Consider the following 12,928-nt stretch of genomic DNA (forward strand, 5'->3'; position numbering starts at 1 on the left):
GAAGCCGGCCAGCCGCCGGCATGAGGGACAGGGAGACACTATGGCGACGTTGCAATCCTTCGACAGCGAAATCGAGAAGACGCGCAAGATCGTTTCGGAGATGCGTGGCAAGATCGAACAATCCGGCGCGGTCCTCGATACGCTTGCCAAGAGCGACAGCGCGCTGACGGGTCAGAATTTCGACATCGAAAATGCGCGGATCGAAGATGTCCTCAACCAGCAGAAGGTGATGGAAGCCAACATCGCCGACCTGATCATCGGGCTTGAGGACGCCACGAATGTGTTTGGCGCCGAGTTCGAGAGCATGAAGAGCTTTTCGGGCATGGAAAAGTTCATCGGCATTTTTTCCAAGCAGAAGGCGCAGCGCATGCGAACCGAGCGTGTGCGCAACATGTCGCTTGCCGGCAATCTTCAAGAGTTGCTGGCCAAGTCCGACAGCATCGTCGGCATCCTCAAGGAACAGAAGACGGTTCTTGAGCAGCGCTACAAGAGCTCCGAAACCAGTCTGGTGCAGGTCATAGAGCGGCGCAAGCAGGCGATTGCCAATCTTGAGGAAACCCAGAAGACAATCGAAACGCTCAATCCGGCGCTGCTCGATATCGAGAACAAGATCGCCGCATCTACAGATGGATCCGAGCGGGCGGAACTGGAAGCCGCGCGCTCGAAGCTTGCGACAGACTACAATCAGGCCCAGGCCCGAGAGCAGGAGCTGCTGGCCGAAAGCCAGACGCTGGAACGCTATACCTCGATGTTCCAGACCTTCGTCGACAGTTTGAACAACCAGATCGCGGCGCAGAACACGCTGATCAACAAACTGACCATCGATACCGAGCAGCGCATCGTGCTCTACAAGGCGCTCGAGGATTCACTGAAGACGGCTGCCCAACAGGAAGTCGCGCACCGGATCAATACGCTTGGTTCCCAGGTCGATACGGCCGCGGAAGAAACCATGGCCGGCATCGGGGCGGCCGCTCAGCGGCATATCGGCGATCTCCTGGAGCTGCACGAGAAGAACATGCTGTCGACGCAGGACATTCAGCGCCGCAAGAAGCTGGCAGACGAGGCCTTTGCGCGTCGCTTCCAGGCGGTTCTCGACAAGCACAATGCCGCCAATTACGTGAAGCCCTGAGCGTGCCGGATATGGGAACGCAGCCTTCGGGCTGCGTTTCACGCTTACGGTGCGCTGACGCTTTGATGGGGGAGGGGCATGAACGTCGTCGATCGCAACAGTGCCGTGTCGCACTACTTTACCACCATGGCGGCAGCCCTTGCCGGTCTCGAACGCTTCTTCGGCCAGTCCGACCGCCGTTTCGGCGACAAAGGGCCGCCGACACTGCACGTGCTACCCTATCTTGATCGCCTCCGAAACTCCTTCACCTCCTGGCAGAACCGCATTGGTTTTACAGGGCAATTCAAGATCGCCCAGGCCGAGAGCGGCTTTCCCATCTTCCAGAATGTGCTGGAACTGGAAAATGATCGGGCGGGTGCCGCGTCGAGGCTCTCCACCATTCCTGCCGTCGCCAAGCTGCGCGAAGAAATGGTCGATTTCATCCTGCGGCAGAAGGAATTTCCGGGAGCCCTGCAGCAGCAGATCGCCGAGCGGCTTTATCTGGAGCAGGTGGGGGCGGGCGAGGTTTTCTCGCCCTTCGTGCTCCCGACCACCGTTGCCGTCAGCGTCAATCCGCAGTCGAAACGGCCGTCCTATCTGGTGAGCTGGGCTGCCTTTGACGGCGTCAGCACACTGCCGATGATCTATCTCGCGACGATCGAAGACTCTTCCGAGAACGTCACCAAGATCCTGGTGACCGAGGACGGCAAGCTGAACGGTGAGGTCGAGATCCCGCTGCCGGTCGGCGGGCTGCTCAATCCGGAGCTCGCGCGCAGCTTCGACGATTTCTGCGCCAAGAATTCCGCCTTTTCGCTCACCCCGGCGACGATCGCGACCAATATGGACCGTGATTTTCCGACGCTGCATCCGAAGTCGCTTCGGCGGATCGTGCTCGGTCCGATCTATGCGACGGGACTTACCCAGAATTCCGGCCGGGTGACCGAGATCCTCGATCGGGTGCGCAAGCCTGAAAACGCCTGGGTGATGACCTGGACCGTGCAGGAGGTGTTTTCCAAGCGCGAGCAGCCGGCGGTGAAGGGCTTTTTCTCCTCGTCTCCGGCGATCCAGGAATTCCATATCGAGACCCATGATCTGGAAGCTGCGCGCATGGGTGTCTCGACCTATGAGAAGCACGCGCTGGTGCCGCATGATGCCTATCAGGCGCTTTATGCTGAGAACGCGGTCAAGGCGATCTTCGGCAATTTCAAGGTGCATGTGATTTCCGGCAACCAGATCGTCAGCGAGGTCTGAATATGAGTGAACTGACGGCAGGTCTGACCACGCTCCGGGAAGAAGACATCGCCAAGCATCTCGCCGTGGCCCAAGGGCTGGTGACTCGGATTGTCGTACTCGACCAGGGCGAGGGCGCCTCGGGCGCGCCGATCGCCGGCACCGGGCGGCGGTTCGTCTCGACCGTCTCGACGGGCTCTGTGCGTCGGACCCTTGAGATCGAACTCACGAAAACCATCCAGGCGACCGGTTCTGCCGATCCGTTGCTGACACCGGCCCAGCATATCGTGCTTTACCGCGTCCGGCGCGGCGCGCAGGTGGCGCTTGCCATATCAGATGTTTTTGCCCGGCAGAGTGAGCTTGAACCCCTCCAGGCCCGCAATCTCAGCGCGCCCTTGCAGGGCGAGGAGGCCACCCGCTTCAAGGCCTTGCTCGCCTCCCAGGCTTATGTCGCGGCCTTTGCTTTTGCGGCCTACCTCAAGTCCACCGTGGCGGGAGAGGGCGAGCAACTTGACGGTATCCGGGAGCCGAACTTCCTGTTCGATACGGCCCAGGATGCCTTGAAGAGCATGGTCGCGGGTATCGACACGGCCGTGCAGGGGGCGGGTGACGATGCGACGCTGATCGGTCGGGTCCGTGCTTTGGCCGATCTCGCGCTTGCCGGGCTTCTGACCCGCAAGGCACGGTTTGAGCATCTTGGCGTTTTCGAAAACGCCCATATCCGCGTCGACCAGGATGATTTCACGCTCGACGGTTTCGACGCGGTGCCGGGCGTCAAGTCGAAGCCGCTCACGATGAGCTTCAAGAAGCCGGAAGAGATCATCGGCAACCATATCGCCAAGTACCAGGCGCTGAAGCTCGCCAAGATGCTGATGGCCTATGACTTCGACCGCCAGATGAACCCTTTCGTTGAGCTCGGCGGTTTCCTCTTCACCTTCATCGGCGACGGCATGCCGGGCACGGGCAAGACGATCCTGATCCAGATGCTGGCGGGTCTCTTGAACGACTACTGCAAGATGGCGGGCTATGCCTTCCATTACGAGAATTTCGGCGTCGACCAGATTTCGTCCTATCAGGGCAAGTCGGGCCAGAACTGCAAGGCCTTCGTCAACAATGTGCTCAATCCGCGCGTCATTGGCTTCGGCACGATCGATGATGTCGATCAGGTGACCGCCAAGCGCTCGGACGACAGGGCCTCGGCGGGTCAGCACGAGGTGACGGCGGTGCTGATGGAGAGCTTTGCCGGTGCCTCGACGGTGGTCCGGGGCAATGCCACCTTCGGCATGTTCTCCAATTACCCTGAGAATGTCGACGATGCGCTGCGCCAGCGCGCCGGAGCCCGCTGGCTGGTCGACGGGCCGCAGACACGCGAGGACTATATCGACATCTTCTCGCTGCTCGTCGGCAAGAACCACTCCATTCCGCTTGGCGAACACCAGCTCTTTGCCGGCCAGGAAATCCAGAAGGCCGTCAGCCGCTCCTATGGCGATCATGACCGGCCGAAGGAAGATGGGCTCGTGGCGGTCTGGGAACGCTACGAGAAGGCAGAGGGCAAGATCGAGACGCTCGCCGATGTCGGCGCCTATCTGCATGCCATCAAGCTCGCCGAACCGCGCTTCACCGGCCGCGCCATCAAGAACATCACCGATGCGATCAAGATGCGGGCGATGGATGTCGAGCTGCCCGACGCCTGGTTCGAGAAGCCCGAGGCTTTCGTCCACAAGAGCTACGACGAGAAGAAGGCGATGATCGCGGAGTTGCGCGGCCCCGTGACCATGGAGATGATCCTACAGGAGATCAACCGCTACGCCGACAGCGAATTCCGCTATGCCGACAAGTCTGATGATGCAGCCGTGACGGAGATCATCCGCCGCGAGCGCCAGCGGGAACGGGCGATCGGCGAGATCGAGAAGATGAAGGGGGAGGGGACGTGGTGAATTCGCTATCAGCGAATTTGGTTGTCGAGATCGGGGTTGAGGATTAGGATGTGCGGGGCGTTGTTTACAGCAGGGATGCCATTCGGACGTTGAACCGAATGCCCGCGAATGAGGCGCGGCGTATTCGGGCTAAGGTCCAGCAGTATGCCGATAACCCGGCTTCGCTGGCGAACAACGTCAAGAAGCTGCGTGACAGCCGCTATCACCGCCTTCGGATCGGTGACTGGCGGGTGATCTTTCGCGAAGACGGGACCGTCGTTGATGTTGTGCGTGTCGCCGCACGCGGTGAAGCCTATGAGGGAGAACTTTGATGACGATCGCATCATCATTCACGGCGCCGGATGGCGAAGAGATGATCGTTCTGAGCCGCAAGGACTATGAGGCGCTGATCCAGCGCATCGAGGATCTGGAAGACAGTCTCACGATTGCGGATTTCGAACGCAAGCTTGCTGCCGGCGAGGAAGAACTGATCCCTGCCGAGTATGTCAACCGCATGAGTGAAGGCGAAAGCCCGATCCGCGTGTGGCGTGATTTTCGGGGCATGGCGGCTAAGGATCTTGCCGCCGCTGCCGGAATCAGCACCGCTTATCTGTCGGAGATCGAAACCGGCAAGAAGGATGGCAGTGTCGCTACGTTGAAGGCTATCGCCGATGTCTTGAAGCTCGACCTCGATGACCTTTACTGGCGGCACGAGGACAGGAAGGTCGCAGATACCGCATGAACCGCCTCCTCGAAGCCGAGCTCATCTACGGCCGACTGCTCTCCATCCGCGAGCCGCATCTGATTGCCCGCTACAACAAGGCGCTGGCCGCCTTCGGCCTGCCCGAAACGAAACTCGCCGAATTCGACATCGATATCACCGGATTTTCGCCGCAGGTGGCGCAAGAGCTTGGCGATCCCGACTATCTCGATCCGCTGAAGGTCAACCGGCGTTTCATCATTCTCACCCCCGAGCAGGACAGCCTGCCGGTGGTGCATACGAGCTTTTCCAACACCGCCGGCCTGATGCACGAGTTCTATTCGGCCAATGCGCGGGCGATCCACGCGATCACGCTGAAGGACACGCTCTATGGCGAGATCGAGGACACAGTCTCAGAGGTGAAGACGCTTGATGATCTCTTGTCGATCAACGAGGTGAAGTTCAAGGTTCTCTCGGCGGAGGATCTGCTCGGCAAGGCGGGGCAGCTGCGGCAGCTTTGCGACGCGCTGGTGACGAGCCCGGATGCCTGGCGCGACGACGCGATGCTGGAGCGGATGGTGGCGCTGGCCAAGGAGACCGGGGACATCCGCCAGAACACGCTGGTGCCGGATAAACTCGTGTTTCGCCACGATGCCTTCTGGGCCGATCATTTCGGCGGTGTCTTCGTCTTCGTCGATGAGAAAATCACCACCGTGATCTGTGACCCCGAGGCCCCCGGTTTCCGCCGGTCAAGACCGTGGCAGGTGAGCTATATCTCGATCCACGACACCGCACAGGTCGCCGACTTCCTCGCCCGCACCGGCCGGCTTGAGCTGCCCCGGGCCAGCTGGGTCGAAAGCTCGGGGCTGTTTGCCCATCGGCTGGAAATGGCGCTGCTCTCCGTTGCCGCCACGCTCGATCCCGTGCCGGATCTCACCCGCATCGACGCCGTCTGGATGCAGACCTTCCTGCATCGGAATGCCAAGGCCATCGCCGAACGCGGCGTCTATCCGCTGCTGCAGGAGGCGCTGCGGACGCTCTCGCGCACTGGCAATCTGAGGATGGCCGATATCGACCCCAAGCTGCGCCTCTGGCTGGTGCGGGCCGAGCCTGATCATCCCGACCAGTGGCTGACCAACCGGCTGATCGCCCATCTGACGCCCGAGGATTTCGTCTCGCGCTTCGTCTTCGACAAGCAGGGCTTCTACCGCGCCTATGAGCGCTATCCGGACGCCTACCGAGACTATGTTGTATCCCGCCTGTCCGACACTTATCTGAAGGACAAGGCCGCCTTCCGCAAACGCCTCTATGGACTAGGAGATGACCATGCTTGACCCGATCATCGCGTTCTTCCAACGCGTCTTTGCCGCCATTGGCCGCGGCATCGGCATGGTGGTCGCCTGGCTCCTCTGGCCGTTTCTCGCGGCGCATGGCTGGTATCGCGACCGCAGCTGGATCATCAAGGGACCGATCCTTGCCGTGCTCGTGCTGCTCATCTTGTTCTACGGCCAGTTCCTTTATCGCACGCAGGTCTGGTACGCATTCGACCCGGCCTTTGCCCAGGCCTACAAATTCGAGGAACGCACGGTTCCTGCCGGCTCTCCATTGCCGGGCGAGGCCAATCGCTGCCAGGATTCGGCTGTGGTGATGATGAGTGCGGCGCTGACCGACCAGAACGTCAACCAGAATGCCTGGGTCTCGTCGACGCTCCTCTACAAGCTCGGTCTCTTCGGGCTCGACTGGGACAACACCCCGTATATGGACAACAAGGCTTCGTTCCAGCGCGGGGTCAATCAGGTCGTGCGCCGGACCGCCATCCAGCTCGCCGACAATCTCGGCCGCGTGCGCGGCACCTCTGGTATCAACAACGATCTGCAGGATGCGCGCGGCAACATCCAGTTCGACGAGGGCACCTGGTATTTCGGCACCGATCCCTTTGGCTTCAAGACGCCGACGCCAAGCTACTATCGTGCGGCCGTGGAAAGCTGGAACCGTTTCAATACCTCGCTTGCCAATTGCGAAGCCGTCTTTGACACGCGTTCCGACAACCTGCTGCAATTGCTCGACGGCATGGCGAGCGATCTCGGCAACACCTCCGACATCCTTCGCCGCCGTTCGGAAGAGTTCAATGCCGGCTGGTTTGATACCCGCGCCGATGACCGCTTCTGGTTCGCCTATGGCCAGCTCTATGCGCAGTACGCCATCCTGCAGGCGACCCGCGCCGATTTCGGCGACGTCATTCGCGAGCGCAACCTGACGGCCATCTGGACCGAGCTCGAGCGTCAGCTGCAGGCCTCGTTGCGCATCCAGCCGGCGATTATCTCCAATGGCAGCGAGGACGGCTGGATCATGCCGACGCATCTTGCGACCATGGGCTTCTACATCCTGCGCGTCCGCTCCAACATGGTCGAAATCCGCGCGATCCTTGATCGCTGATTTTCAAAGCATGTGAACGCCCGCCGCCGTCGAGGTGTCGGGCGTTCAATTCGGTCTCGCCCGCAGGCTTGTGCTCCCTGGCGATTGGTGATCTTGCCAGCTGCTACGCGAACCGCTAAAACTGCCAGATGAGGTACGTACCTCATTCGACTGTGTCCCGGAGTGTCCGGTGCGCAGCCGCGGTTCGCGCAGGGAGGCGACGTGCCATGTCAACATTTGAAATCCAGCCCGAGTATCTCGTCACCGACGAGGCGGCGCTGCGCAGCCTCTATGCTCCAGCCCATGATCTCGCCGTGAAGAAAGAGCGCCAGACCCTCGGGCCGAATGCGCGGGCCTTCATCCAGCGGTCGCCTTTTCTCTGCATCGGCACCCAGGGCAGGGGTGGCCGGGCCGATGTCAGCCCGCGCGGCGATGCGCCGGGCTTCGTGCACATCCTGGATGAGGGCCGCGTTGCAATTCCAGACAGGCCAGGCAACAATCGGCTCGATACGCTCGACAACATTGTCGCCAACCCCGCCGTCGGGCTGCTCTTCCTGATCCCCGGCTATGACGAGACGCTCAGGCTCAACGGGCGTGCGTCGGTCACAACACAGCCGGATCTCCTTGCCAGCATGGCCGTCGACGGTAAGGTGCCGAGGCTGGCGATCGTCGTCGATATCGATGAAGTCTTCCTGCATTGCGCGAAGGCCTTCCGGAGGTCCCATCTCTGGGACCCCGACCACAGGCAGCAGCGCAGCGCGATGCCGTCACTCGTCCAGATGATCCTGGAGGATACCAGCGGCGCGCCCAGCGATCCGGAGGTCATGGCGCAGATGGACGAGAACCTCGAAGCTGCCTACCGGCAGACCATGTACTGACGGCTACTGCCTCAGCTGATGATCTTCATCCGGATCGCCTTGGCGACCAGCTGGGTGCGGTTGACGCAATCCAGCTTGCGGATGGCATTGGTCATATAGGCATTCACCGTATGGTCGGAGAGCGAGAGGATCTGGCCGATCTCCAGGGAGGTCTTGCCCTGGGCTGTCCAGCGCACGACTTCCAATTCGCGCGCGGAGAGCACGTTGGTGTTGCTGGCGGTGCGGCGCAGCCGATCGAAAACGTCGAAGGCCTGGATGCTCAGCATCGAGAGTTCGTTGATTTCAGGCATCGCCAGCGGCCCGCGGTCGCCGTCGTAACGCACGACATAACGGCTGCCATCAACGGAATTCACCGAGAACAGGACTCCGGATATCAGATGGTATCTGCGCATCAAGGCGGCAAATTCCGGTGGGCAGTCGAAGCTCGGGGCCATGCCGTCCAATCCGACTGTCCAGGAATGGTGCATGATAGACTGGCGGATATGCGGGATCGTCGGGCAGTAACGGAGGAATTCCAGCCGGTCAAATTCGCGGGCGTATTCGGATGGCAGGGTCGTTTCCCGGACGATCGGTCCCAGGAGTTTGTCTTGCGGGGTAGGGGCTGTCGCCAGCGTCACATAGTCGAGGCCGTATTCACGGGCGGCTCGTGACCAACTGTCCATCAATTCCGTTCGGTTTTGACAACTCCCGATGTCTTGGCTCAAGAGTATCTGTCGTTCTGGCGGCATTTTATCAATTTCGAAAGTTGACAACTATTCGGAAGTTTATGACCAATATATCAGTCCCGCTGAAAAGCTAGCAGTTTTTCCGGGTGCATCACCATTAATATGACTAATTTCTGACTCGTGCCAATCAAAATAGCATCTGCCTGTTATCTTGATCTTTAGACGGGCAGGGCGGAGCCGGCTTTGACCTCTTCCATCACGGCATAGGTGTGGGTTTCACGCACGCCGGGCAGGGGCAGAATCACCTCTGAGAGGAACTGTCGATACGCCTCCATGCCGGCCACGCGGGCCTTGACCAGATAATCGAAACCGCCCGCTACCATATGGCATTCCATCACGTCATCCGAGCGCTTCACGGCGGCCGCAAAGGTGTCGAAGACATCCGCCGTCGTGCGGTCCAGCTTTACCTCGATGAACACCAGCAGGTTGCGGCCAAGCTTCTGCGGTGAGAGCATGGCCATATAGCCGGTGATGTAGCCTTCGCGCGTCAGGCGACGCACGCGTTCGGCCGTCGCGGTTGGCGAAAGGTTCACCCGTTCGGCGAGTTCGATATTGGTCAACCGCCCCTCTGCCTGCAAGGCGCGGAGGATCTTGCGGTCGAGGCGGTCCAGTTCCTTGCTCATTCTCTATGAAACTCCATTCTGGTAGTGAATATGCCAGAAAAGTGACTGAAGAATAGTGGGAAATCCCGCAAATCCGAAGATATGTTGCCGATAACACGGAGGTGACAATGATCAAGGCAGCCATGACAGATTTTCCGCGCTTCGACGCCCCCTATGCCGGCGATGACGACCAGTTGATCCGCCATTTCGCCTCGCGCCTGTCGCTGTCGGAAAGCCAGAACGGCGCTATCGACCGCCGCGCCACCACCTATATCGAGGCCATCAGAGATAACTCGGGTTCGATCGGCGGCGTCGAAGATTTCCTGCGCGAATATGGGCTTTCGACCCGCGAAGGTCTGGCCCTGATGGTGCTGGCCGAAGCTCTCTTGCGCGTGCCCGATGCGCTGACCCAGGATCGGCTGATCGAGGACAAGCTGAAAGAGGGCGGCTGGAGCGAGCATGAGGCGCATGGCGACAGCTGGTTCGTCTCGGCTTCCGCCTGGGCGCTTGGTCTGTCTGCCCGCGTCATCCGTCCGGGCGAGACGCCTGAGGGCGTCATGCGCGGTCTCGTCAAGCGGCTGGGCCTGCCGACGGTGCGCTCAGCGACCAAGCAGGCGATGCGCTTCCTCGGCCATCACTTCGTGCTCGGCGAAACGATCAAGGACGCCCTGTCGCGCGCTGCCAAGAGCGAAGAGCGCGGCTATCGTCACTCGTTCGACATGCTGGGCGAAGGCGCCCGCACCGCCGAAGACGCCAAGCGCTATTTCCAGTCCTATGCCAGCGCCATCGAGGCGATCGGTGCGCATATGGCCAAGTTCGGCAAGAGCCAGCAGCTGCCGAACCGCATGGGCATCTCGGTCAAGCTGTCGGCGCTGCATCCGCGTTATCTCGCAACCCATCGTGACCGGGTGATGCGCGAACTGGTGCCGGATCTCCTGAAACTCGCGCAGATGGCCAAGGCGCATCAGCTCAATTTCACCGTCGATGCGGAGGAGGCCGACCGTCTCGAACTCTCGCTCGATGTCATCGCTGCCGTGTTCGCCGATCCGTCGCTGGCCGGTTGGGACGGTTTCGGCCTTGCGATCCAGGCCTATCAGAAGCGTGCACCACAGGTGATCGACTATATCGACAGCCTCTGCCAGCAATATGGCCGCCGCATGATGGTGCGTCTGGTCAAGGGCGCCTATTGGGATACCGAAGTGAAGCGCGCCCAGGAGCGCGGCCTCGACGACTACCCGGTCTGGACCCGCAAGCCTGCGACCGATCTTTCCTATCTGCATTGTGCTGCCAAGCTCATGGAAAAGCGCGCCCGCATCTTCCCGCAATTTGCCACCCACAATGCGCTCACTGTCTCGACGATCATCGAGCTTGCCGGCGCTGACCGCACGGGCTTCGAATTCCAGCGGCTGCATGGCATGGGCGAGGCGCTCTACGACACGCTGCTGTCGGGCAATGACCGCATCGCCTGCCGCATCTATGCGCCCGTCGGCGGCTATCGCGATCTGCTGGCCTATCTCGTTCGCCGTCTGCTTGAGAACGGCGCAAACTCCTCCTTCGTCGCCGTTGCCGGTGACAAGAACATTCCGGTCACGGCACTTCTGGAGCGGCCGACCGAGAAGCTCGGCCTTGGCAATGGCCAGAGCGCCCGCCACAGCCAGATCCCGATGCCGCTTGGTCTCTACGGCGACCGCAAGAACAGCGTCGGCTTCGAATTCGGTCATCGCGATAATCTTGAGCGGCTGATGACGCGCCTTTCGGTTCCCCTCTCGGAGATCAAGGCCCGGCCACTGGTGCCGGGTGCAAGCGGCGCCACCAGCGAGGAGGCCGTGCTGTCGCCGGCCGATCGTGCCCGCAAGGTCGGCACCGTGCGCAACGCGACGCCCGCCGATGTCAACAGCGCCTTTGCCGCCGGTCGCCAGGGCTTTGCCCGCTGGTCGCGGCTTGCCGTCGAGGAGCGCGCAGCCACCCTCGACAAACTTGCGGACCTGCTTGAGGCCGATCGCGACCGGTTGCTTGCGCTTCTGGCGCTCGAGGCCGGCAAGACACTGGACGATGGTGTTGCCGAAATCCGCGAAGCTGTCGACTTCTGCCGCTATTACGCTGTTCAGGCCCGCAAGCAGTTCGGCGAAGCCGAAGTCATGCCCGGCCCGACAGGCGAGCTCAACCGTCTCTCCTGGCGTGGGCGCGGTGTGTTTGCCTGCATCTCGCCGTGGAATTTCCCGCTGGCGATCTTCCTCGGCCAGGTCTCGGCAGCACTTGTCGCCGGCAATGCCGTGGTCGCCAAGCCGGCGCCGCAGACGCCGCTGATCGCCTTTGAAGCCGTTAAGCTGTTCCACCAGGCGGGCGTGCCCGAGGATGTGCTGATGCTGCTCCCGGGGGCCGGCGACGTCGGTGCGGCGATCGCCGCCCATCCGCAGCTTGCCGGCATTGCCTTCACCGGCTCGACGGCGACGGCTCAGGCGATCAACCGGACGCTTGCCGCCAAGAACGGCCCGATCGTGCCGCTGATTGCCGAAACCGGCGGCATGAACGCGATGATCGTCGATGCGACCGCGCTTGCCGAACAGGTGGCCGACGACGTCGTCATGTCCGCCTTCCGCTCGGCCGGCCAGCGCTGCTCGGCACTGCGCATCCTCTACCTGCAGGAAGATATTGCCGACGGCATGCTGGAGATGATCGAGGGCGCCGCCCGCGAACTCAATCTCGGCAACCCGCTCGATATCACCACCGATATCGGCCCGGTCATCGACGAAAAGCAGAAGGCGATGCTGGAGGGCCATGTCGCCGAGATGAAGCGGACGCAGAAGGTGCGTTACGCCGGCAAGGTCCCCTCGACTGGCAACTTCTTCGCCCCGCACATCATTGAGCTTGATCGTCCGGAGGCGCTGACCAGGGAGATCTTCGGGCCGGTGCTGCATGTCGTGCGCTGGAAGGCGAAGGCGCTCGACCAGGTCATCTCGTCGATCGCGGCCACCGGTTACGGCCTCACACTTGGCGTGCACAGCCGGATCGAGGCGACGATCCGCACCGTCACCGAAGCGCTCGACACGGGCAATATCTATGTGAACCGCAACATGATCGGCGCCGTCGTCGGCACCCAGCCTTTCGGTGGCTCCGGCATGTCCGGCACCGGCTTCAAGGCCGGCGGCCCGGCGTATTTGAGCCGCTTTGCGGTGGAGCAGGTGATCTCGGTGAATACGGCCGCTGCCGGCGGCAATGCGAGTTTGATTGCGATCGGCGAGGGGTGAATACCGGGCGCAACCGTTGCTGCGGACTGCGGACACCCCCTCTGTCACTACGTGACATCTCCCCCACACGGGGGGAGAGTGGGTGCCCGCCGCCGGCTCCGTGCAA

Annotated in this window: 11 protein-coding genes; 9 read left to right on the forward strand and 2 right to left on the reverse strand. The window is 61.4% G+C overall.

Translation table 11 applies throughout. The features are described 5' to 3' along the window. Positions 1 to 40 precede the first annotated feature (40 nt). The 8 genes from AC1PUL_RS03735 to AC1PUL_RS03770 all read left to right on the forward strand — a co-directional run bounded on the left by AC1PUL_RS03735 (position 41) and on the right by AC1PUL_RS03770 (position 8,247). Complete coding sequence (locus tag AC1PUL_RS03735; protein ID WP_480466686.1) at positions 41 to 1,129, forward strand: hypothetical protein; 1,089 nt, start codon at positions 41 to 43, stop codon at positions 1,127 to 1,129. 78 nt (positions 1,130 to 1,207) lie between these two features. Further along, complete coding sequence (locus AC1PUL_RS03740; protein WP_480466687.1) at positions 1,208 to 2,359, forward strand: hypothetical protein; 1,152 nt, start codon at positions 1,208 to 1,210, stop codon at positions 2,357 to 2,359. A 2-nt stretch (positions 2,360 to 2,361) separates the two neighbouring features. Beyond that, positions 2,362 to 4,275 carry an AAA family ATPase gene (locus AC1PUL_RS03745; protein WP_480466688.1) on the forward strand — a complete coding sequence of 638 codons (1,914 nt, stop codon included), beginning with the start codon at positions 2,362 to 2,364 and terminating at the stop codon, positions 4,273 to 4,275. A 50-nt stretch (positions 4,276 to 4,325) separates the two neighbouring features. Then, positions 4,326 to 4,586 carry a type II toxin-antitoxin system RelE family toxin gene (locus AC1PUL_RS03750; RefSeq protein WP_480466689.1) on the forward strand — a complete coding sequence of 87 codons (261 nt, stop codon included), beginning with the start codon at positions 4,326 to 4,328 and terminating at the stop codon, positions 4,584 to 4,586. Continuing rightward, complete coding sequence (locus AC1PUL_RS03755; protein WP_298467022.1) at positions 4,586 to 4,996, forward strand: helix-turn-helix domain-containing protein; 411 nt, start codon at positions 4,586 to 4,588, stop codon at positions 4,994 to 4,996. The genes AC1PUL_RS03750 and AC1PUL_RS03755 overlap by 1 nt, the downstream gene beginning before the upstream one ends. Then, entirely contained in the window at positions 4,993 to 6,288 is a 1,296-nt protein-coding gene (locus tag AC1PUL_RS03760; protein ID WP_480466690.1) for a DUF6638 family protein, read from the forward strand. The genes AC1PUL_RS03755 and AC1PUL_RS03760 overlap by 4 nt, the downstream gene beginning before the upstream one ends. Continuing rightward, positions 6,281 to 7,390 (forward strand): DUF2333 family protein, encoded by a 1,110-nt coding sequence (locus tag AC1PUL_RS03765; protein WP_480466691.1) that lies wholly within the window; start codon positions 6,281 to 6,283, stop codon positions 7,388 to 7,390. Before AC1PUL_RS03760 ends, AC1PUL_RS03765 begins: the two co-directional genes overlap by 8 nt. A gap of 206 nt (positions 7,391 to 7,596) precedes the next feature. Beyond that, positions 7,597 to 8,247 carry a pyridoxamine 5'-phosphate oxidase family protein gene (locus AC1PUL_RS03770; protein ID WP_480466692.1) on the forward strand — a complete coding sequence of 217 codons (651 nt, stop codon included), beginning with the start codon at positions 7,597 to 7,599 and terminating at the stop codon, positions 8,245 to 8,247. A gap of 11 nt (positions 8,248 to 8,258) precedes the next feature. Here AC1PUL_RS03770 and AC1PUL_RS03775 read toward each other — a convergent pair whose 3' ends face one another. Beyond that, a complete protein-coding gene (locus tag AC1PUL_RS03775; RefSeq protein ID WP_480466693.1) occupies positions 8,259 to 8,909 on the reverse strand; it encodes a helix-turn-helix transcriptional regulator in 651 nt (216 codons plus the stop codon). Between the two features lie 221 nt (positions 8,910 to 9,130). Then, positions 9,131 to 9,595, reverse strand: coding sequence for an Lrp/AsnC ligand binding domain-containing protein (locus tag AC1PUL_RS03780; protein WP_113458635.1), 465 nt, complete (start codon positions 9,593 to 9,595; stop codon positions 9,131 to 9,133). A 107-nt stretch (positions 9,596 to 9,702) separates the two neighbouring features. Here AC1PUL_RS03780 and putA point away from each other — a divergent pair, with 107 nt between their 5' ends. After that, positions 9,703 to 12,822: a bifunctional proline dehydrogenase/L-glutamate gamma-semialdehyde dehydrogenase PutA gene (gene putA / locus AC1PUL_RS03785; RefSeq protein ID WP_480466694.1), complete on the forward strand. Its 3,120-nt coding sequence runs from the start codon at positions 9,703 to 9,705 to the stop codon at positions 12,820 to 12,822. Positions 12,823 to 12,928 lie beyond the last annotated feature (106 nt).

This window comes from Rhizobium sp. P43 (assembly GCF_056730705.1).